Genomic DNA, 20,799 nt, shown 5'->3' on the forward strand with positions numbered 1-20,799 from the left:
ATCCGACATAGGTCCGCCCGGCGCGGGCCCGCCGGCCGTCAGGGAGCGGTCACCACGTGAGCAGCTACAACCTGAGCGGCGACACCGGCCGCGCCGGCGGCCGGCGCCGGGCGGCGGCCGGGCGCGTCGTGCCGCGGCGCCGGGGCAACACCACCATCTCGCCCCAGGGCACGCCGAACCGGCGCAACACCGAGCTGGCCCTGCTGGTCTTCGCGGTCCTGCTGCCGATCCTGGCGTACGCCAACGTGGGGCTGGCGATGGACTCCCGGCTGCCCGCCGGCATGCTCGGCTACGGCCTCGGCATGGGCTCGCTGGCGCTGGTCGCGCACCTGCTGGTACGCCGCTTCGCGCCGTACGCGGACCCGCTGATGCTGCCGATCGCCACGCTGCTGAACGGGCTGGGCGTGGTGATGATCTGGCGGCTGGACAAGGCCGGCCGCCTGCTCAGCGGCAACTTCCCGGCGGCCCGCAACCAGCTGATGTGGTCGGCCCTCGGGATCACGCTGTTCATCGGCGTCATGGTCTTCCTGAAGGACCACCGGGTGCTCCAGCGCTACACCTACATCTCGATGGTGGCGGCGCTGGTGCTGCTCGCCGCGCCGGCCTTCTTCCCGGCCCGGGCCGAGGACTTCGGCGCGAAGATCTGGATCCGGATGGGCAGCTTCTCCATCCAGCCCGGCGAGTTCGCCAAGATCGTCCTGACCGTGTTCTTCGCCGGCTACCTGATGGTCAAGCGGGACGCCCTGGCACTGGCCAGCCGCCGCTTCATGGGCCTGTACCTGCCGCGCGGCCGCGACCTCGGCCCGATCATCGTGATCTGGCTGCTCAGCCTGCTGATCCTGGTCTTCGAGAACGACCTCGGCACGTCCTTCCTGTTCTTCGGCCTCTTCGTGGTGATGCTCTACGTCGCCACCGAGCGGACCAGCTGGATCCTGTTCGGCCTGCTGATGTCGGTCGGCGGCGCGGCCGCGGTCGCCACGACCACCAGCCACGTCAAGGTCCGCATCGACGCCTGGCTCGACCCGATGGCCGCCTTCTCCCCGCACCCGCCCAAGGGCGCGACCGAGCAGATCGGCCAGTCGCTGATGGCGCTCGGCTCCGGCGGGGTGACCGGCTCCGGCCTCGGCCAGGGCCGCTCCTGGCTGATCAACTTCGCCGCCAAGAGCGACTTCATCCTGGGTTCCTTCGGCGAGGAGCTCGGGCTCACCGGCCTGATGGCGATCTTCCTGCTGTACGCCCTGCTGGTGCAGCGCGGCCTGCGCACCGCCCTCGCCGCCCGCGACCCCTTCGGCAAGCTGTTCGCCGTCGGGCTGTCCTCGGCGATGGCGCTGCAGGTGTTCGTCGTCGCCGGCGGGGTCACCGGACTGATCCCGCTGACCGGTATGACCATGCCGTTCCTGGCTCAGGGCGGGTCGTCCGTCGTTGCCAACTGGGCGCTGGTCGCGATCCTGCTGAAGATCAGCGACAGCGCCCGCCGTCCCGGGGTCGTACCGGCCCCGGCCACCGAGGGCCAGGGAGGATCCGCCCGATGAACAAGCCGATCCGACGGATCTCGATCTTCTGCCTGGTGCTGATCCTGGCCCTGATGGTGCGCGCCAACTGGGTGCAGGGCGTCCAGGCCGACGCCCTGGCCACCAACAAGAACAACAAGCGCCAGCTGTACGACCGCTACGCCCACCCGCGCGGCAACATCATCGCGGGCGGCCAGCCGGTCACCTCGTCCGACTTCGTCAACGGCGTGCGCTTCAAGTACAAGACCTCCTGGGTCGACGGCCCGATGTGGGCCCCGGTCACCGGGTTCTCCACGCTGGGCCAGAGCAGCGGCCTGGAGGCGCTGGAGGACGGCGTCCTCTCCGGCAGCGACGACCGGCTGTTCTTCCGCAACACCCTGGACATGCTCACCGGGGAGCCCAAGAAGGGCGGCGACGTCGTCACGACGATCAACCCCAAGGTGCAGAAGGCCGCGTGGGACGCCATGAACGGCAAGAAGGGCGCGGTGGTCGCGCTCGACCCGAAGACCGGCGCCATCCTCGCCCTGGTCTCCGCGCCGTCCTACGACCCGGGCACCATCTCCGGCTACGACAACGACGCCACCAAGGCGTGGAACGACCTCAACGCCGACCCGAACAAGCCGCTGGACAACCGGGCGCTGAAGTACACCTATCCGCCCGGCTCGACGTTCAAGCTGGTCACCGCGACCGCCGCGTTCGAGAACGGGATGTTCCAGAGCATCGACGACGCCACCTCGACCCCGGACCCGTACACCCTGCCCGGCACCCAGACCACGCTGAAGAACGAGAGCCCGAACGAGCGCTGCGAGAACGCCACCGTCAAGGCCGGGATGGACCAGTCCTGCAACACGGTTTTCGCCAAGATCGGCGCGGACCTGGGCAAGGACAAGATGCGGGCGCAGGCCGAGAAGTTCGGCTTCAACAGCACCATCGACACACCGGTCCGGGCCGAGAAGAGCGTCTTCCCGAACAGCGCCAGCCTGGACGGCACCGCTCAGGACTCGATCGGCCAGCACGACACCCGCGCCACCCCGCTGCAGGTCGCCATGGTCTCCGCGGCGATCGCCAACAACGGCAGCCTGATGCAGCCCTACCTGGTCGACCAGGAGCGCTCGGCCTCGCTGACCACCCTCTCCAAGCACACCGAGAAGCAGTTCTCCCAGGCGATGAGCCCGGCCACCGCGCAGAAGATGCAGGACCTGATGGTCTCGGTGGTCCAGGACGGCACCGGCAAGAACGCCCAGATCCCGGGCGTCCAGGTCGGCGGCAAGACCGGCACCGCGCAGCACGGCGAGAACAACTCCGGACTGCCGTACGCCTGGTTCACCTCCTGGGCCAAGACCCCGGACGGCCAGTCGGTCGCGGTCGCGGTGGTGGTCGAGGACGGCTCCGACAACCGCGACGGCATCAGCGGCGGCCGGCTCGCCGCGCCGATCGCCAAGGCGGTGATGCAGGCCGCACTCGGCAAGTAGGGGCCTTAGTGAGGTGAATGTCACGATCGGTACCCCCGTCCCGATACCGGTCTGATATCGGCCGACGGCTGACTCCGGTCCGGTGCGGTGCGACCGGTAGCGTATCCGCCAGCAGCGGGTGTGCCCGTTGCCGCCCGCGAGGCGGCGCACGGCCCGGCCGGAGAACCGGTCGCGGCGCGCGCGGCGTCACCCAGAGCGTGCGGGGACACCTACGTCACAACCTCACCGGCGGGTGAGGGAGAGGGTCGGAACTATGGAAGAGCCTCGTCGCCTCGGCGGCAGGTACGAGCTCGGCGGCGTCCTCGGACGCGGCGGCATGGCCGAGGTGTACCTCGGCCATGACACCCGGCTCGGCCGTTCCGTCGCAGTGAAGACGCTCCGGGCCGACATGGCCCGGGATCCGTCGTTCCAGGCCCGCTTCCGCCGCGAGGCACAGTCCGCGGCGTCGCTGAACCACCCCGCGATCGTCGCCGTGTACGACACCGGCGAGGACTACATCGACGGGATCTCCATCCCGTACATCGTGATGGAGTACGTCGAGGGCTCGACGCTGCGCGAGCTGCTGCACTCCGGCCGCCGACTGCTGCCCGAGCGCGCGCTGGAGATGACCATCGGCATCCTCCAGGCCCTGGAGTACTCGCACCGGGCCGGCATCGTGCACCGCGACATCAAGCCGGCCAACGTGATGCTGACCCGGCAGGGCAACGTCAAGGTGATGGACTTCGGCATCGCCCGCGCGATGGGCGACGCCGGCATGACCATGACCCAGACCTCGGCCGTGATCGGCACCGCCCAGTACCTCTCCCCCGAGCAGGCCAAGGGCGAGCAGGTCGACGCCCGCTCCGACCTCTACTCCACCGGCTGCCTGCTCTACGAGCTGCTGACCGTCCGCCCGCCGTTCGTCGGCGACTCCCCGGTCGCGGTGGCCTACCAGCACGTCCGGGAGGAGCCGCAGCCGCCGTCGGTCTTCGACCCCGAGGTGCGCCCCGAGGTCGACGCGATCGTGCTGAAGGCGCTCGCCAAGGAACGCGACTACCGCTACCAGAGCGCCGACGAGATGCGCGACGACATCGAGCGCTTCCTCGACGGCCTCCCGGTCGCCGCCGCCCAGCAGGCCGCCGCCTACGGGATGGGCGCGGCCGGGTACGGCTACGACCAGAACGGCTACCCGCAGCAGCACGACCCGTACGGCCAGACCAACGTGCTGCCGCAGCAGCCCGGCGGCCCGACCACCCTGCTGCCGCAGGCCGGTGCCCAGCCCGGCGGCTACGACGACGGCTACGGCCAGACCTACGCCGGCGCCCAGGGCGGCGGCCACGACGGCTACGACGACGGCTACGGCCAGGGCGGCGGCCGGCGCGGCGAGGACCGGCCGAAGAAGGGCAACACCTCCTGGATCGTGCTGGCGGTGGCCGCCGTGCTGGTCCTGGTCGGCACCTTCTTCGTGGCCCAGGCGATGTTCAGCGACAAGGGCAGCACGGGCGGCGCCAAGGTGACGGCGCCGAACCTGGTCGGCAGGAGCCTGGCGGACGCGAAGACCGCGGCGACCGCGGCCGGCCCCAAGCTCGTGGTCACCGAGGGCGACAAGATCGCCTGCCCGGACGCCAACGTCAAGAAGGACCAGGTCTGCACCCAGACCCCGGCGGGCGGCACCCAGGTCGCCGAGGACGCCCGCATCACCGTGCAGCTCTCCTCCGGTCCGGCCAAGCTGCAGATGCCGGCGCTGACCGGCAAGACCAAGGACCAGGCGATGCAGCTGCTGACGTCCCTGGGCTTCAGCAACATCGCCGCCGCCGACTACAAGGACGACGACACCGCCCCGCAGGACACCGTCCTCGCCCAGGACCCGGCGGCCGGCGCGACCGCCGACCCGAGCGCCCCGGTCAAGCTGACGGTCTCGCAGGGCAAGACCAAGCAGACCGTCCCCAGCGTGGTGGGCATGCAGAAGGACGACGCGCAGAACCAGCTGCAGCAGCTGGGCTTCCAGGTCGACACCTCGAAGACCACCCCGACCAACGACCCCACCAAGGTCAACACCGTCGCCTCGCAGTCGGTCGCGCCCAACACCAAGGTCCCGACCAGTACGAAGATCTCCCTGACGATCTACAAGGCGCCGGACAAGTCCGTCGTCCCGCCGCTGCAGAACTCCAAGCTGTCGGACGCCATCGCCGCGCTGTCCAAGGCCGGCCTGGGCTACACCGTGGTCAGCGGCCCGCAGGACCAGAACGCGACCGTCGTGCAGAGCATCCCGGGCGCCGGCACCCCGCTGGACCCGAACACCCAGGTGCAGCTGGTCACCCGTCCGGCCGATCCGGCCAAAGGGGGCGACACCACCACCACGCCCCCCGGCAAAGGGAACCCCTAAGCCCTTCTTCCCCTGGTTCTGAGGGCCGGTCATCCCGAGCAGTGAACGCCCGAGGGCCCGTCGCGACCACCGCGACGGGCCCTCGGGCGTCCTGCCGACCGAACCTGAGCCGGCCTCAGTGCCGCAGCTCCGGCGGCGGGGTGCGCTTGGCGTCCATGTCGTCCACCCGCACCAGGCTCCCCCAGACGGCCATCCGGTACCGCGAGGTGTACACCGGCGTGCAGGTGGTCAGGGTGATGTACCGGCCGGGGCCGGTGTACCCGGAGCTCGCCGGGACGGGCGCGACGATGCCGGTGTCGTACTTGGAGGTCTCCGGCAGGGTGTTGTCGACCTTGTAGACGTACCACTTGTCCCGGGTCTCGACCACGATCGCGTCGCCGCGGTGGACGGCGTCCAGGTCGTGGAACCTGGCGCCGTGGCCGTCCCGGTGGGCGGCCAGCGCGAAGTTGCCCGCCTGGTCCCAGGGCATCGCGGCCTTGTAGGGCGCCTCGTACACGCCCGCCACGCCCTCGTCCAGGACGGCGGTGGAGGTGCCCATCCGGATCAGCACCTGGTAGTTCCGGCCCATCGCCGGGACGTGCAGGAAGCCCACGTCGTTCCCGATCGCGGGCGGCGCCACGGCCGCCCCGCCGGGTGCGGGGGCGGCGCCGGGCCCGACCGGGGGGCCGGGGGTCGGGCCGGCCGCCCAGGAGCTGCGCAGCTTGTCCGCGGCGGCCGATGCGGAGCGGTCCGCCTGCACGTTGGTCCACCACAGCGACCAGGCCACGAACAGGCCGAGCACCAGGCCCAGGGTGATCAGCAGCTCGCCGAAAACGCCCAGCGCGGCCAGCGCCCGGCTCCGCCCGCCGCGGTCCTTCCCGGCGGCCCGCCGTTCGGGCGGGGGGAAGGCCTCCTCGGCCGGCTCGGCCGACCGCGCGGTCCCGTCGTCCTGCATCTGCGGTGCTCCCCCTCCGAAACCGGGCCCCGGACGGCTATCCGCCCGTGATCGCGGCCGGCTTGCCCTGGCTCCGCGGCCGCTCCTCGATCATCTTGCCAAAGAGGATGAGCCGGTACTTGGAGGTGAACTCCGGGGTGCAGGTCGTCAGCGTGATGTACCGGCCGGGGCCGGTGTACCCGGAGCCGTTCGGCACCGGCTTGATCACGCTCACGTTGCTGGGGGGAGTCTGCGGGATGCCGCCGGTGATCTCGTAGGTGTAGTACCCGAAGGAGGTCTCCACCACGACCTTGTCGCCCTTGCCGAGCTGGTTGATGTACCGGAACGGCTCGCCGTGGGTGTTGCGGTGCGCGGCCAGCGCGAAGTTGCCCGCCTGGTCGCCCGGCATCGCGGTGCCGGTGTAGTGGCCGACCAGGCCCTTGTCGAGCACCGCCGACTTGGAGGTGCCCTCGGCGATCGGGAACTTCAGGCCCAACTTGGGCAGGTAGATGATGGCGAAGCCCTTGCCGGGCTCGAACACCTCGGGCTTGTTGGGGTCCGGGGCCCCCGGCCCCGCGCCGGGCGGCTGGGCGCCCCACTGCTGCTCCAGCTGGTCCCGGGCCCCGCTGGCGGCCTCGTCCGCCTGCACGTTGGTCCACCAGAGCTGGTAGGCGACGAACAGCAGCATCACCACGCCGAGGGTGATGCACATCTCGCCGACGAACCGGGCGGCCACCACGACCGCGGACTCCTTGGGGCGCGGCCCCTGGGCTCCCCGGCCCTTCGCCCGGCGCCGTCCGCCGCCCGAGCGGACCGAGGTCCGGCCCTGGGCGGCCCGGCGGCGCTCGGCCCGGCCGCCGGTGGGCGGGGCGGACTCGGCGGGCGGCTCGGCGCCGTCGGCGGGCAGGCGCAGCTGGAGGGTCTGGTCGGGCAGCCACGGGTACTCGGGCCCGCCCGCGACGGGCTGCTCGGCCTGCTCGTACACGCCCCAGCCGTCCTCGGGCGCGCCCTGGACCGGGTGCTCCTGCGGATACCGGCCGCCCTGGCCCCCGACGCCGTACTGCGGGGAGTCGTACGGCGGGAAGTCGTCCGGCCGGGCGCCGCCGTACTGCTGCGGCGCCCCGTACGGGCCGGCCTCCGGCTGGTAACGCCCCTCCGGACGCACCGCGGTCACGCCGCTCAGCCCCGGCCGATCACCGGGGCGAGCCCGGCCGACCGGTCCACGGCCTGCGGGAAGCCGCACTCCGCCAGCCAGTTGGCGAGCATCCGGTGCCCGCCCTCGGTCAGCACCGACTCGGGGTGGAACTGCACGCCCTCGACGGGCAGTTCACGGTGCCGCAGGCCCATGATCACGCCGCTGCCGGTCCTGGCGGTGACCACCAGCTGGTCCGGCACGGTGGCCGGGTCGACGGCCAGCGAGTGGTAGCGGGTCGCGGTCAGCGGCGAGGGCAGGCCCTCGAACACCCCACCGTCCTCGTGCTCGACCAGCGAGGTCTTGCCGTGCAGCAGCTCCGGCGCCCGGCCGACCACCGCGCCGTAGGCGACCGCGATCGACTGCAGGCCCAGGCAGACGCCGAACACCGGCAGCCCGATCCCCGCGCAGTGGTGCACCATCGCGATGCAGACCCCGGCCTCCTCGGGCGACCCGGGCCCGGGGGAGAGCAGCACCCCGTCGAAGCCCTCCTCCCCCGCCCGGCGGACGGCGTGCTCGACGGTCACCTCGTCGTTGCGCACCACCTCGCAGGTGGCGCCGAGCTGGTACAGGTACTGGACCAGGTTGAAGACGAAGCTGTCGTAGTTGTCCACGACCAGGATGCGGGGCGGGGTCGACTGGGTGGTCATGCGCGCGTGGTCTCCGTGGGATGCGGTGCTGGGGTGAAGTTCCGGGCCCGCCGGGTCAGCCGGCCGCGGCTCCGTCGCCGCCGTCCACTGTGACGTCACCGAAGGGGAGCAGCGGTTCCGCCCACGGGAAGACGTAGGTGAAGAGGAGGTAGACGATCCCCAGGATCAGGAGCAGCGAGATGAGGGCACGGACCAGGGTGTTCCCCGGGAGGTGACGCCAGATCCAGCCGTACATGGTGCTCCCTCGAGGTAGCGGACTGGGGTCAAGAGTAGACCCGGGATCAACGCCCGCGAGGCCGGTCCGTCACTGGTGCTACTGCTGTCCGCCCGCCGAACGGAGTTCGGTGGTGCCGGAGTAGCCGGGCAGCGTCAGATCGCCGCTCTCCTGGACCTTCCAGCCCAGGCCGTACGCCTGGACGTACTGCAGGTAGCTGCGGATCGCCGGGTCCGCCTCGACGGCCGAGCGCAGGGCGTCCGTCTTCCCCACCGCCCTGATCACGTACGGCGGGGAGTAGACCCGGCCCTGGAGCAGCAGGGTGTTGCCCACGCAGCGGACGGCGCTGGTGGAGATCAGCCGCTGGTCCATCACCTGCACGCCCGCGGCGCCGCCCCGCCACAGCGCGTTGACCACCGCCTGGATGTCCTGCTGGTGGATGACCAGGTCGTTGACGCCCGGTTCGGGGACCCCGGGGATGCGCGCGGTGGCGTTCGGCGGGGCGTCGTTGAGGGTGACGGTCAGCCCGCCGCCCTGCACCGGTTCCAGGGCCGCGCCGAGCCGCAGGCCGCTCAGCCGCGCCGTGTCGGCGGGGTCGTTGCCCTGCTGCTCGGTGAGCTCCTGGGCCCGGGACTGGAGGTCGGCCAGCTGGGCCTGCGCCTGCTGGTTCTGCGAGCTGCGCTGGCGGATCACGTCGCCGAGGCTCAGCAGCGAGTTGTCGGTCCGCAGGTCGGTGCCGCGGGCGGTCTGGGCGCTGATGTAGAAGAGCAGACCGGCGAGCGCGAACACGGCGCAGGTCAGGGCACGTCCGACAATTCGGATGCCGGAACGGCGGGTGACGGCCTTCCCGGGGGGAATCGACAAATTAGTCACCGTACCCTTATCTCCTTGAGACCCGCCGAGCCACTACGCTAACGGACGCCGGTGGCAGGTTGGGGAGCGGTCCCAGAGCGCTCCCCGCGACCGACCGTCGGCGTCTCACCCGCTGCACCTCTGCGCGGTCTCACAGCGCATCGACAGGAGAGCTCCTCGTGCCGAAGTCTCGACTCCGCAAGAAGTCCGACTACACCCCGCCGACCACGGCCGCGGTGAAGATCAGCTCGGGCCGCGGTTGGGTCGCGCCGCTGATGCTGGCACTGTTCCTGATCGGCCTGGTGTGGATCGTCACCTACTACGTGACCAGCGGCAGCTACCCGGTCGAGAGCTGGCGGAACTGGAACATCCTGGTCGGCTTCGGCTTCATCGCGGCCGGGTTCGGCGTCTCCACCCAGTGGAAGTGACGCCCCGAGCGTCCTGAGGCTCGGATTCGGGCCTCTCCGCCGCTTCGGATCCGCAGGACCCGGAGCGGCGGTTCGGCGTGCCCGGAGCCGGGTCCCGGGTGTGACCGCGGTTGGCCGATGCGCTATCCGACTGTCACACCATCAGACGGTCAGGCTTATCCACATGGTTATCCACACTGGGGAAAACTCCCCACAGCCTGTGGATAACCTTTCCGGCCAGCGCCGTCCACAGCTGTGCACAACTTCCCGGAAGCGCGGAATTCGCACAGGGGGACACGCGTAGAACAACAGTCCACAGCCGGGACGGCGCACAGCCCGCGCACGACACCGCACCCGCTGTGGACAAACGCCCGGACATCACGCGCCGTACAGGGCCATCCCGGTGAACAGCATCGCCGCCTGCACCGCCACCGCTCCGGCCACCGTCAGCCCCTGGACCAGTGCGCGGCGCTCGCGCGGGGCGTACATCAGGCCGAGCGCGGTCAGGCCCCCGATCACCAGGCCCCCGATGTGCGCCCGCCAGTCGATGCCCGGGCGGGTGAACGTCACCACCAGGTTGAAGACCAGGAAGGCCAGCGCCGGGGCGAGCGGCCCCCGGTCCCGCAACTGCATCACGATCGTGGCGCCGATCAGGCCGAAGATCGCCCCGGAGGCCCCCACCGAATTCATCCGGTCGCCCGCCACCAGGAACGCGAAGGTGCTGCCGCCCAGGCCGGCGAGCAGGTAGAGGGCCAGGAAGCGCAGCCGGCCGAGCGCCTCCTCGAGCTGCGGGCCGAGCCAGAGCAGCACCAGCATGTTCAGCCCGATGTGCCACCACTGGAGGTGCAGGAAGGTCGCGGTCAGCAGCCGGTACCACTGGCCCGGGCCGTCCGCGACGCCGTACGGACCGCCGGGGTGCGCTCGCCCGAGACTGGCCAGCGACCAGACCTCGCCCAGCCGCGGGTTGAGGACGTAGGCGGCCAGCACCCAGACCACGACGTTCGTCCCGACCAGCACCCTGGTCACCAGCCCGCCGTCCACGGTCGGCGCCCCGCCGAACCGGGTGGTCGCCCGCCGCGCCCCGGCGTGCCCCGCGCCGACGCACTCGGGGCACTGGAAGCCCACCGCCGCGCCCACCATGCACTGCGGGCAGATCGGCCGATCGCAGCGGGTGCAGGAGATCCCGGTGGCCGTCCGGGGGTGCCGGTAGCAGCCGGGCAGCCCGCCCTCGGAGGAGTGGTCCGTGGACTCTCGCGGCTCGTCCGGGAGCATCAGCGGTTTCCCCTTCCGGTACCGACCTCCGAAGCCGCCAGCCTACTGCGGCAGCCCATCCCGACACCCCGGAAAGCAACCCTCCCGGCCCAGCCCGGTCACCTCGCGGGGCCCTCCCCCGGCCCAGCCCGAGGTGCCGCCGGACAAATCAGGATGCATGATCAGTATTCAGGTGGATATGCGTATAAAGGACGCCACCCAGGAGGAGAGACTCGTGAGCTTTTCGGACTCGGCCCGTGAGACCGCCACCCGGACCCGGGACACCGCCGCACAGTTCGCGGACGGCGCCAAGCAGCGCCTCGGGCCCGCCTTCGACGCCCTCGGGCCCAAGGCCGCCCAGGCCGCCCACACCCTCCGCGTCCAGTACGACAGGCACCTCGCCCCGCAGTTCGGCCAGGCCTTCGCCAGCCTGTCGCCCGAGGCCCAGCAGAACACCCTGAAGGCCCTCCATCGGGCTCAGGAGGCGGCCCTGGCGGCCCGCCTCTCCGCTGCCCGCGCGGCCGACCAGGCCCGCACCACGGTCCGCCCCAGGGTCGCCCAGGCCGTCGAGGCGGTCGCCCCGGTCGCGCACGAGGCCCAGGTCCGCGGCGCGGCCGCGCTGACCGCCCTCCACGGCCACGTCAGCGCGGCCGAGATCAGCGAGCTCGCCGCCCGGAACGCCAGGCGGCAGCAGCGGTGCGGCAGCTGGACGACCGGCCTCGCGGTGGCCGGCGTGCTGGCGATCGGCGGCGGCATCGTCGCCTGGCAGTGGTGGCGCCGGCACAGCAACCCGGAGTGGCTGGTCGAGCCGCCCACCGCCACCGCCCCGCCGAACGGCGTCAACCCCGAGGAGGGCACCGAGGAGGACCGCCCGCGGCCCTAGGGCCTGAAAAACCGAACGGCGGCCGACCTGGAGAACAGGTCGGCCGCCGTTCTGGCGCTGTGGAGCATAGGAGACTCGAACTCCTGACATCTGCCTTGCAAAGGCAGCGCTCTACCAACTGAGCTAATGCCCCTCGACGGCACGGCGCGTGCCAACGGGCACTAGCGTACCGGGTTCCGGCGCGATTCCGAGAGCCGTCCCCCTGAAGGAACCGGCCGGTCCGTTCGAGTGAGCGGGCCGACCGGTTCGGGAGGCGCGGGTCAGCGCCTCCGAAGATCGTCGATCGTCAGATCGCCCGGGCTCAGCGACCGGCCGGAACCGGGTCGGTGGCCTCGGTCCACAGGTCCTGCTCGGCGCGGTCCGCCTGGACCTGACGGTAGACAAAGAAGCCGCCGAGGGCGACCAGGGCGACCAGGAGGAGCTTCTTCACCGCGGGACCTCGTCCTTCTTGCGTTGGTGGACTCAGGAGCCGGTGCTCCGGCCGGACCGGCCGGGCCGACGAGTCCAGATGTGTTTCGAGCGCGAACGGGCGGTCGGGTGCCGGACTGCCCTTGCGGCCGATGATACACACCGGTGTCCCAATCGTGACCAGCCACCGGTGCGGTCAACGCGGCGGTCCGGTCCGAGGATTGACGCCGCACCTCCTGTCGCACGGATCGTCCGCACGCGGTCGGCCGGGGAAGCCCTCGTCAGCGCCGGTCCGACGGGCATCCGGCCGCCGCCCGGCCGCGCGGGGCCCGGGTTCCCCCGGGAACGCCGAAGGGCCCGGAGTGGATCACTCCGGGCCCTTCGGGGCGGTGGGCCTAACAGGACTTGAACCTGTGGCCTCTTCCTTATCAGGGAAGCGCTCTAACCGTCTGAGCTATAGGCCCTCGCTGCACAGCAGAGCGTACCGGAAGCAGCCCGATCTGCGAAAACGACGCCGAAGGGCCCGGAGTGGACACTCCGGGCCCTTCGCGGTGGTGGGCCTAACAGGACTTGAACCTGTGGCCTCTTCCTTATCAGGGAAGCGCTCTAACCGTCTGAGCTATAGGCCCTTGCCGCACTGAAAGATTAGCGGACCGACCGCCGATCTCCCAAATCCGTTCCGGCCGGGGTCGCGGCAGTGACCTCGGCGGCCGGGCGCACCAGCCACTCCTCGCGGGTCGGCGGCAGGCCGGCCGCTCCCTCCTCGGTGCTGCGGACGGCGAGGACCTGGTTGACGCCGATCCGGTTCTGCTCGAAGGCGAGCGCGGAGGCCGCCATGTACAGCCGCCAGACCCGGGCGCGGCCGAGACCGACCAGCCGGACCGCCTCCGTCCAGTGCGCCTCCAGGTTGGCCACCCACTCGCGCAGGGTCAGCCCGTAGTGCTCGCGCAGCGCCTCGACGTCCCGGACCTCGAAGCCCGCCTCCTCCAGCCGGGCCACGGTGGAACCGACCGGGGAGAGCTCGCCGTCCGGGAAGACGTAGCGGTCGATGAAGGGGCTGGTGCGGTGCGGTTCACCCGGGTAGTCGGGTCGGCGGGCGATCTGGTGGTTGAGCAGCCGGCCGCCGGGCGTCAGCAGCCGGTACAGGCCGTCGGCGTAGACCCGGTACTGCTCCGAGCCGACGTGCTCGGCCATGCCGATGCTGGAGATCGCGTCGAAGGGGCCGTCGACGATCTCCCGGTAGTCCTGGAGCCGGACCTCGACCCGGTCGGCCAGGCCGGCCTCCTCGACCCGGGCCCGGGCCAGCGCGACCTGCTCCTTGGAGATCGAGACGCCGACCGCGGTGACGCCGTAGTGCTCGGCCGCGTGCAGCAGCAGCGAGCCCCAGCCACAGCCGACGTCCAGCAGCCGCATCCCGGGCCGCAGGCCGAGCTTGCGGCAGATCAGGTCGAGCTTGGCCTCCTGGGCGGCCTCCAGGCTCTTCGCCTCGGGTGTCCAGTAGGCGCACGAGTAGACCATGGACGGGCCCAGCACGAGGCCGTAGAAGTCGTTCCCGACGTCGTAGTGGTGGCTGATGGCCGCGCGGTCCCGACCGCGGCTGTGCAGCCGCCCCTGGGCCTTGCGGACCTCCTCCGGGGGCGGGGTGGGCTCCGGGCCGATCGCCCCGGCCCGCAGGACGGCGGCGAGCACCCGGCGGCCCCTGGCGCCGAGGACGTCGCGCGGCCCGAGGGACATGGTGCGGATCTCCGGGAGCTCCGCGAAGCGGGCGACCGCGGAGAGCGTCTCGTACAGGTCGGTGCCGGGGGCGAGGTCGAGGTCCCCCGAGACGTAGGCCCGGGCCAGGCCCAGCTCGTCCGGCTGCCAGATCAGGCGGCGCAGCGCCCGGCGGTTGCGCAGGACCACCGTGGGCGCTCCGGGCGGCCCGGCGACGCTGCCGTCCCAGGCCTGCACCCGCAAGGGGACCGGGATTCCCAACAGCCCGTCCAGGGCCTCCACCAGTTGACCTGCGAGCTTCGCCACCACGCGCCTCCGTCCAGCCGTCCTGCGGAACGTCACCTGACCCGGTCGACCGACCGGGGCGGCCTGCGGCACTCCCAGGCGTGGGAACGGGCGGCGTCCAGCTAATCCCACCGCGGGCGGCCCGATTCCGGGCGGCACGCCGCGGGGTGCCGGCTGTCACCCGAAATGCCGACGGGCCCCGCGGGCTGGAACAGCCCGCGGGGCCCGTGCATTCCGTCCGTGGACGGCGAACTGAGCCGGGGTCAGGATCCGGCCGGGATCAGTCCTCTTCGGCCAGGGTCAGCTCGACGCCGCCGGTGAAACCGGCCGCCGCGTTGTAGATGAAGGCGGAGAGCGTGGACAGCGCGGTCAGCAGGACGACGTCGACCACGGCGATCAGCGTGGTGAACATCATGACCTTGCCGAAGCCGATGTAGTCCATCAGGTTGAGCTGGCTGCTGGCGTTGTCCGCACCGCCGCCGGTGACGTCCTTGAGCGTCTTGGTCAGCGAGTCGAAGACGCCGAGCGAGTCCAGCGTCATCCACAGCACGGCCGCGGCCACGATGATGATGATGCCGACGGCCAGCGACAGCAGGAAGCTGACCTTCATCACCGACCACGGGTCGACCTTGGTCACCCGCAGCCGGGCCTTGCGGGTGCGGCCGAGGCCGCCCCCGACGGTCGCGGGCCCGCCGGCGGGGCGGCGCGCCGCTCCGGGGACGGGGGTGCCGCCGGGCGGGGTGGTGCCGCCGGTCCGGGTGCCCCGGGCCGGGGTCGGCTGCCCCTTGGTGTACGTGGTCGGCTGCGAGAAGCCGCCCTGACCGGCTCCGCCGGTCGGCGGCATCAGCGAGGTGGACGCGGCCGAGTGCTCGGTCGGCGGCTGTCCCGGCACACCGCCGTACGCCCCCCCGCCCTGCGCGCCCGGACGGCCGCCGGAGGGTCCTCCCGCAGCACCCGTGGCTCCACTCACCTGGTCCTCCCGCACTTCCCACCAGGGCGGCGCCGCCCTGATCCGTCACTCGTCATCCAGCGCCCGGCGGGATTGCCCGGTACTGGTCGGCGTCCGGTGCCGCCGCGTCCACTTCTCTGGACGCGGCGGCACCGGTCCGCGGTTCGGTTCAGACCTCGGCGTCGCCGCCGACCGCCGTCCCCGCACCTTCGGCCGTCTCGGTGGACTCGGTGACCTCGTCCTCCGCCGTCTCCTCGTCCTCGGCCTCCGCGTTGCGGGCCATGCCCACCACCGCGTCGCGCTTTCCGAGGTTGATCAGTTGGACGCCCATCGTGTCACGTCCGGTTTCACGAACTTCGGAAACCCTCGTGCGGATCACCCCACCCGAGAGGGTGATCGCCATGATCTCGTCGGTGTCGTCGACCACCAGCGCGCCGACCAACGAGCCCCGACCCTCGACGATCTTCGCCGCCTTGGTGCCGTAGCCGCCGCGCCCCTGGACACGGTACTCGTCCACGGCGGTCCGCTTGGCGTACCCGCCGTCGGTGGCGGTGAAGACGTAGGTGCCCGGGCGGACGACGTTCATCGAGAGCAGTTCGTCGTCCTCGCGGAAGGCCATGCCCTTGACGCCGGAGGTGGCGCGGCCGGTGGACCGCAGCGCGTCGTCGGTCGCGGTGAAGCGGATCGACTGGGCCTTCTTGGAGACCAGCAGCAGGTCGTCCTCGGGGGAGACCAGCTCGGCGCCGATCAGCTCGTCGTCCCGGCCCTCCTCGTCCTGGCGCAGGTTGATCGCGATCAGGCCGCCGGAGCGCGGGGAGTCGTAGTCCTTCAGCGGGGACTTCTTCACCAGGCCGGCCCGGGTGGCCAGGACCAGGTACGGCTTGTCCTCGTAGGTGCGGACGGCCATCACCTGGGCGATGTGCTCCTCCGGCTGGAAGGCCAGCAGGTTGGCCACGTGCTGGCCGCGGGCGTCGCGGCCGGCGTCCGGCAGCTCGTAGCCCTTGGCGCGGTAGACCCGGCCCTTGTTGGTGAAGAACAGGATCCAGTTGTGGGTCGTCGTCACGAAGAAGTGGTCGACGATGTCGTCCTGCTTGAGCTGGGCGCCGCGCACGCCCTTGCCGCCGCGCTTCTGCGAGCGGTAGAGGTCGGAGCGGGTCCGCTTGACGTAGCCGCCACGGGTGATCGTGACGACGATGTCCTCCTCGGCGATGAGGTCCTCGATGGAGAGGTCGCCGTCCGAGGGGATCAGGGTCGAGCGGCGGTCGTCGCCGTACTTCTCGACGATCGCGGCGAGCTCCTCGGAGATGATCTCGCGCTGGCGGATCGGCGAGGCCAGGATCGCGTTGTACTCGTCGATCTTGCGCTGCAGCTCGTCGTGCTCGTCGGTGATCCGCTGGCGCTCCAGGGCGGCCAGGCGGCGCAGCTGCATCTCCAGGATCGCGTTGGCCTGGAGCTCGTCGATCTCCAGCAGGCCCATCAGGCCGGTGCGGGCGGCGTCGGCGCTCGCCGAGGCCCGGATCAGCGCGATGACCTCGTCGATCACGTCCAGGGCCTTGAGCAGCGCGCGCAGGATGTGGGCGCGCTCCTCGGCCTTGCGCAGCCGGAAGGTGGTGCGCCGGACGATGACCTCGACCTGGTGGTTGACCCAGTGCCGGATGAAGGCGTCCAGCGACAGGGTGCGCGGCACGCCGTCGACCAGGGCCAGCATGTTGGCGCCGAAGTTGGTCTGCAGCTCGGTGTGCTTGTACAGGTTGTTGAGCACGACCTTGGCGACCGCGTCGCGCTTGAGCACGACCACCAGGCGGGTGCCGGTGCGGGACGAGGACTCGTCGCGGACGTCGGCGATGCCGGCGATCTTGCCGTCCTTGACCAGGTCGGCGATCTTCAGCGCGAGGTTGTCCGGGTTGACCTGGTACGGCAGCTCGGTGATCACCAGGCACTGGCGGCCCTGGATCTCCTCGACCTCGACCACGGCGCGCATGGTGACCGAGCCGCGGCCGGTGCGGTAGTAGTCGTCGATGCCGCGGCGGCCGACGATCAGCGCGCCGGTGGGGAAGTCGGGGCCCTTGATCCGCTCGATCAGGGCCTCCAGCAGCTCCTCGGCGGAGGCCTCCGGGTTCTCCAGGTACCAGAGCGCGCCGGAGGCGACCTCGCGGAGGTTGTGCGGCGGGATGTTGGTGGCCATGCCGACCGCGATGCCGGTGGCACCGTTGACCAGCAGGTTAGGGAAGCGCGCGGGCAGGACGGTCGGCTCCTGCGAGCGGCCGTCGTAGTTGGGCGCGAAGTCGACGGTCTCCTCGTCGATGTCGCGCATCATCTCCATGGCCAGCGGCATCATCTTGCACTCGGTGTAGCGCATGGCCGCAGCCGGGTCGTTGCCCGGGGAGCCGAAGTTGCCGTTGCCGTCCACCAGCGGCATCCGCATCGACCACGGCTGGGCCAGGCGGACCACGGTGTCGTAGATCGAGGTGTCACCGTGCGGGTGGTAGTTGCCCATCACGTCGCCGACGACGCGGGCGCACTTGTAGTAGCCCTTCTCGGGCCGGTACCCGCCGTCGTACATCGCGTAGAGCACGCGGCGGTGCACCGGCTTGAGGCCGTCGCGGACCTCGGGGAGCGCCCGGCTGACGATCACGCTCATCGCGTAGTCGAGGTACGAGCGCTGCATCTCGGTCTCGAGCTCGACCGGCTCGATCCGCATGGTCGCCTGGGCGGTGGCCTCGGCGGCCTCGGGAGTCTCGGGCTGGTCGCCTTCGGGACGGTTGTCGTCGACCACTGGTGGTCAGTTTCCTTTCACGCGGACTGGTACGTGCGGGGCCTGGGGTGCAGGCGTCACACGTCCAGGAAGCGGACGTCCTTGGCGTTGCGCTGGATGAAGGAGCGGCGGGCCTCGACGTCCTCGCCCATCAGCACGGAGAACAGCTCGTCGGCGCGGGCGGCGTCCTCCAGGGTGACCTGGAGCAGCAGCCGGTGCTCGGCGTCCATCGTGGTGACCCGGAGCTCCTCGGCGTTCATCTCGCCGAGACCCTTGAAGCGCTGGATCGCGTCGTCCTTGGGCAGTCGGCGCCCGGCCTCCACGCCGGCGGCGACCAGCGCGTCGCGCTCGCGGTCGGAGTAGGCGTACTCGAAGTCGTCCTTGCCCCACTTGATCTTGTACAGCGGCGGCATGGCGAGGTAGACGTACCCGGACTCGACCAGCGGCCGCATGAAGCGGAACAGCAGGGTGAGCAGCAGGGTGCGGATGTGCTGACCGTCGACGTCGGCGTCCGCCATCAGGACGATCTTGTGGTAGCGCAGCTTGGAATCGTCGTAGTCCTCCTGGATGCCGCAGCCGAAGGCCGAGATCAGCGCCTGGACCTCGGTGTTCTGCAGCACCTTGTCGATCCGGGCCTTCTCGACGTTCAGGATCTTGCCGCGGATCGGCAGGATGGCCTGGGTGCGCGGGTCCCGGCCCTGCTTGGCCGAGCCGCCTGCGGAGTCACCCTCGACGATGAAGATCTCGCACTCGGACGGGTCCTTGGACTGGCAGTCCGAGAGCTTGCCCGGCAGCGAGGCGGATTCCAGCAGGCCCTTGCGGCGGGTGAGGTCGCGGGCCTTGCGGGCGGCGACGCGCGCGGTGGCGGCCTGGATGGACTTGCGGATGATGTCCGCGGCCTCGTTGGGGTTGCGGTCCAGCCAGTCGTTCAGGTGCTCGTTGACGACCTTCTGGACGAAGGTCTTCGCCTCGGTGTTGCCGAGCTTGTCCTTGGTCTGGCCCTCGAACTGCGGCTCGCCGAGCTTGACCGAGATGATCGCGGTCAGACCCTCGCGGATGTCCTCGCCGGAGAGGTTGTCGTCCTTCTCGCGGAGCAGCTTCTTGTCCCGCGCGTAGCGGTTGACCAGGCCGGTCAGCGCGGCGCGGAAACCCTCCTCGTGGGTACCGCCGCCGTGGGTGTGGATGGTGTTGGCGAAGCTGTAGACCCCCTCGGTGTAGGAGGAGTTCCACTGCATCGCGATCTCCACCGAGATCGCCTTGTCCTTGTCCTCCGCCTCGAAGTCGATCACCGAGGGGTGGATGACATCGCCCTTGCGGGAGTTGAGGTGGGCGACGAAGTCGGCGATGCCGCCGTCGTACTTGTACGTGACGGTGAGCGGCTTGCCCTCCTCGTCCACGTGCTCGGGGCGCTCGTCGGTCAGCGAGATCGACAGGCCCTTGTTGAGGAAGGCCATCTCCTGGAAGCGCCGGGAGAGCGTCTCGAAGGAGTAGACGGTGGTCTCGAAGATGTCGGCGTCGGCCCAGAAGGTCACCGTGGTGCCGGTGCGGTCGGTCTCCGCGCCCTTGACCAGGGCGGCGGTCGGCGCGCCCATCTTGTAGTCCTGGGTCCAGATGTGGCCGTCCTTGTGGATCTCCACCGAGAGCCGGGTGGACAGCGCGTTCACGACCGAGACGCCGACGCCGTGCAGACCGCCGGAGACGGCGTACCCGCCGCCGCCGAACTTGCCGCCGGCGTGCAGGACGGTGAGCACGACCTCGACGGCGGGCTTGTCCTGGCCGGGGACGATGTCCACCGGGATGCCGCGGCCGTTGTCGACGACGCGGATCGCGCCGTCGGCCATGATCGTGACGTCGATGGTGTCGGCGTACCCGGCCATCGCCTCGTCGACGGAGTTGTCCACGACCTCCTGCACCAGGTGGTGCAGGCCGCGCTCACCGGTGGAGCCGATGTACATGCCGGGGCGCTTGCGGACGGCGTCGAGGCCTTCCAGCACCTGGATGTTGCTACCGGTGTAGGAAGCCTGGTCGGTCTGGTCTGGGGTCTGGCTGGGGTTGCCGGAATCGGCCACGAAGCGCCCTCTCTGGCACAGCACGGGCCGCAATCCCGCCCCGTGCGGGCGAGCGTGCGACCACGGCGTTTCGACTCGGTTGCCACTAGCAACAGTGTTTGGCTTTCAGTCTACCGGTACGACTGACAGAGATGGGCGTTTGGCAGCCCCTGAAGGCAGATACGCCGCCCTGAATCCCCTCTGCACATGTCCCGATACTCGACCCGGGGGCCTGAGGCGCCTGGAAGGGCTGTCAGGGGTTCCGGAAGATCGCGGTCCGGACGTGCCCGCTAGCCCCAGGTGTCGCCCGGGCCCTTGCTCCCCGGCGCGCGCAGCCGGCCGTAGCCGCGGACCGGCGCGGCCGGGCCGAGCACCTTGATGGTCCGGACCGTGCCGTGGCCCAGCTCGTGGTTCAGACGGGCCACCAACTGACGTGCCAGCCAACGAAGTTGGGTGGCCCAGGCGGTGGAGTCGCACTGCACGGTGAGGATCGCGGCCGCCTCGTCGTAGGAGGAGGGATGGCAGTGCGCGGCGATGTCCGGGCCGACGATCTGCGGCCAGCGGCCCATCACCCCACCGACCGCGGCGGATGACTCCCAGCCGCGCTCGGTCAGCAGCCGGTTCAGCGCCGCGCCCAGCGGCACCGGATCACGGCCGTCCGAGCGGGCGCCGCTGCGCAGACCGTGCCGCTTCGCCTCGCGCTTCTGCTGGACCTGCTCACCGCGCTGACGGGCCTGGGCGCGGGCCGCCCGCAGGGCGGACCGGGCGAGGTCGGCCCCGGTGGGCTCGGCGGCGCCGGGGCCGGGGGAGGTCCCCGCCGACTCGCTCACGGCGATCTCCTTTCCCCAGCCTGTGGACAACCCGATGAGCCGTCCAGCCTACGGGAGCGCGCGGACACCGGGGCGTCGGCGCGTGCCGCGCTCCGGGTGCG

The 20,799-nt window shown here is 71.1% G+C and carries 17 protein-coding genes and 3 tRNA genes; 5 read left to right on the forward strand and 15 right to left on the reverse strand.

Features of this window, described 5'->3' with window-relative positions; genetic code table 11:
- Positions 1 to 128 precede the first annotated feature (128 nt).
- The 3 genes from O1G21_RS19645 to pknB all read left to right on the forward strand — a co-directional run bounded on the left by O1G21_RS19645 (position 129) and on the right by pknB (position 5,348).
- The gene (locus O1G21_RS19645) at positions 129 to 1,532 is read left to right on the forward strand and encodes an FtsW/RodA/SpoVE family cell cycle protein (protein WP_270151108.1); all 1,404 of its coding nucleotides are present in this window, start codon (positions 129 to 131) and stop codon (positions 1,530 to 1,532) included.
- A complete protein-coding gene (locus O1G21_RS19650) occupies positions 1,529 to 2,983 on the forward strand; it encodes a peptidoglycan D,D-transpeptidase FtsI family protein (protein WP_270145649.1) in 1,455 nt (484 codons plus the stop codon). Before O1G21_RS19645 ends, O1G21_RS19650 begins: the two co-directional genes overlap by 4 nt.
- Positions 2,984 to 3,236: 253 nt before the next feature.
- The gene (gene pknB / locus O1G21_RS19655; protein WP_270145651.1) at positions 3,237 to 5,348 is read left to right on the forward strand and encodes a Stk1 family PASTA domain-containing Ser/Thr kinase; all 2,112 of its coding nucleotides are present in this window, start codon (positions 3,237 to 3,239) and stop codon (positions 5,346 to 5,348) included.
- A 115-nt stretch (positions 5,349 to 5,463) separates the two neighbouring features.
- On the opposite strand, the gene O1G21_RS19660 is transcribed toward pknB, so the two are convergent.
- From O1G21_RS19660 to O1G21_RS19680, 5 genes are all read right to left on the reverse strand, one after another.
- Positions 5,464 to 6,282 (reverse strand): class E sortase, encoded by an 819-nt coding sequence (locus tag O1G21_RS19660; RefSeq protein ID WP_270145653.1) that lies wholly within the window; start codon positions 6,280 to 6,282, stop codon positions 5,464 to 5,466.
- A gap of 37 nt (positions 6,283 to 6,319) precedes the next feature.
- Entirely contained in the window at positions 6,320 to 7,435 is a 1,116-nt protein-coding gene (locus O1G21_RS19665; RefSeq protein WP_270145654.1) for a class E sortase, read from the reverse strand.
- A gap of 5 nt (positions 7,436 to 7,440) precedes the next feature.
- Positions 7,441 to 8,103, reverse strand: coding sequence for an aminodeoxychorismate/anthranilate synthase component II (locus O1G21_RS19670; protein WP_270145656.1), 663 nt, complete (start codon positions 8,101 to 8,103; stop codon positions 7,441 to 7,443).
- Positions 8,104 to 8,158: 55 nt separating this feature from the next.
- Entirely contained in the window at positions 8,159 to 8,338 is a 180-nt protein-coding gene (locus O1G21_RS19675; protein ID WP_270145657.1) for a hypothetical protein, read from the reverse strand.
- Positions 8,339 to 8,416: 78 nt separating this feature from the next.
- A complete protein-coding gene (locus tag O1G21_RS19680; RefSeq protein WP_405000678.1) occupies positions 8,417 to 9,181 on the reverse strand; it encodes a DUF881 domain-containing protein in 765 nt (254 codons plus the stop codon).
- Positions 9,182 to 9,348: 167 nt separating this feature from the next.
- Between O1G21_RS19680 and crgA the strand changes: the two genes are divergently transcribed.
- A complete protein-coding gene (crgA, locus tag O1G21_RS19685; RefSeq protein WP_270145659.1) occupies positions 9,349 to 9,597 on the forward strand; it encodes a cell division protein CrgA in 249 nt (82 codons plus the stop codon).
- Between the two features lie 357 nt (positions 9,598 to 9,954).
- Here crgA and O1G21_RS19690 read toward each other — a convergent pair whose 3' ends face one another.
- Entirely contained in the window at positions 9,955 to 10,848 is an 894-nt protein-coding gene (locus O1G21_RS19690) for a rhomboid family intramembrane serine protease (protein WP_270145660.1), read from the reverse strand.
- Between the two features lie 214 nt (positions 10,849 to 11,062).
- On the opposite strand from O1G21_RS19690, the gene O1G21_RS19695 reads away from it, so the two are divergent.
- The gene (locus tag O1G21_RS19695) at positions 11,063 to 11,710 is read left to right on the forward strand and encodes a DUF5324 family protein (RefSeq protein ID WP_270145662.1); all 648 of its coding nucleotides are present in this window, start codon (positions 11,063 to 11,065) and stop codon (positions 11,708 to 11,710) included.
- Between the two features lie 60 nt (positions 11,711 to 11,770).
- Here the strand turns inward: O1G21_RS19695 and O1G21_RS19700 are convergent.
- From O1G21_RS19700 to O1G21_RS19740, 9 genes are all read right to left on the reverse strand, one after another.
- Positions 11,771 to 11,843 (reverse strand) — tRNA-Ala (locus O1G21_RS19700).
- Between the two features lie 168 nt (positions 11,844 to 12,011).
- Positions 12,012 to 12,140: a DLW-39 family protein gene (locus O1G21_RS19705; protein ID WP_014137031.1), complete on the reverse strand. Its 129-nt coding sequence runs from the start codon at positions 12,138 to 12,140 to the stop codon at positions 12,012 to 12,014.
- A gap of 368 nt (positions 12,141 to 12,508) precedes the next feature.
- Positions 12,509 to 12,582: transfer RNA gene (locus O1G21_RS19710), tRNA-Ile, on the reverse strand.
- Between the two features lie 88 nt (positions 12,583 to 12,670).
- Positions 12,671 to 12,747: transfer RNA gene (locus O1G21_RS19715), tRNA-Ile, on the reverse strand.
- A gap of 16 nt (positions 12,748 to 12,763) precedes the next feature.
- The gene (locus O1G21_RS19720; protein ID WP_270145667.1) at positions 12,764 to 14,137 is read right to left on the reverse strand and encodes an SAM-dependent methyltransferase; all 1,374 of its coding nucleotides are present in this window, start codon (positions 14,135 to 14,137) and stop codon (positions 12,764 to 12,766) included.
- A 259-nt stretch (positions 14,138 to 14,396) separates the two neighbouring features.
- Positions 14,397 to 15,086 carry a DUF3566 domain-containing protein gene (locus O1G21_RS19725; RefSeq protein WP_270145669.1) on the reverse strand — a complete coding sequence of 230 codons (690 nt, stop codon included), beginning with the start codon at positions 15,084 to 15,086 and terminating at the stop codon, positions 14,397 to 14,399.
- 148 nt (positions 15,087 to 15,234) lie between these two features.
- Positions 15,235 to 17,766 carry a DNA gyrase subunit A gene (gene gyrA / locus O1G21_RS19730; protein ID WP_270151112.1) on the reverse strand — a complete coding sequence of 844 codons (2,532 nt, stop codon included), beginning with the start codon at positions 17,764 to 17,766 and terminating at the stop codon, positions 15,235 to 15,237.
- Between the two features lie 131 nt (positions 17,767 to 17,897).
- Positions 17,898 to 19,913, reverse strand: coding sequence for a DNA topoisomerase (ATP-hydrolyzing) subunit B (gene gyrB, locus O1G21_RS19735; RefSeq protein ID WP_270145671.1), 2,016 nt, complete (start codon positions 19,911 to 19,913; stop codon positions 17,898 to 17,900).
- Positions 19,914 to 20,158: 245 nt separating this feature from the next.
- Positions 20,159 to 20,698 (reverse strand): DUF721 domain-containing protein, encoded by a 540-nt coding sequence (locus O1G21_RS19740; RefSeq protein ID WP_270145673.1) that lies wholly within the window; start codon positions 20,696 to 20,698, stop codon positions 20,159 to 20,161.
- Between the last annotated feature and the right edge of the window lie 101 nt (positions 20,699 to 20,799).

This window comes from Kitasatospora cathayae, assembly GCF_027627435.1.
In the GTDB taxonomy this organism is placed as follows: domain Bacteria; phylum Actinomycetota; class Actinomycetes; order Streptomycetales; family Streptomycetaceae; genus Kitasatospora; species Kitasatospora cathayae.

Excerpts from the sequence above, each read along its gene's own strand:
- O1G21_RS19650 (WP_270145649.1), top strand. The coding sequence starts at position 1,529 with ATGAACAAGCCGATCCGACGGATCTCGATCTTCTGCCTGGTGCTGATC.
- O1G21_RS19675 (WP_270145657.1), bottom strand. The coding sequence starts at position 8,338 with ATGTACGGCTGGATCTGGCGTCACCTCCCGGGGAACACCCTGGTCCGT.
- O1G21_RS19670 (WP_270145656.1), bottom strand. The coding sequence starts at position 8,103 with ATGACCACCCAGTCGACCCCGCCCCGCATCCTGGTCGTGGACAACTAC.
- pknB (WP_270145651.1), top strand. The coding sequence starts at position 3,237 with ATGGAAGAGCCTCGTCGCCTCGGCGGCAGGTACGAGCTCGGCGGCGTC.
- O1G21_RS19690 (WP_270145660.1), bottom strand. The coding sequence starts at position 10,848 with ATGCTCCCGGACGAGCCGCGAGAGTCCACGGACCACTCCTCCGAGGGC.
- O1G21_RS19660 (WP_270145653.1), bottom strand. The coding sequence starts at position 6,282 with ATGCAGGACGACGGGACCGCGCGGTCGGCCGAGCCGGCCGAGGAGGCC.
- gyrA (WP_270151112.1), bottom strand. The coding sequence starts at position 17,766 with ATGCGGATCGAGCCGGTCGAGCTCGAGACCGAGATGCAGCGCTCGTAC.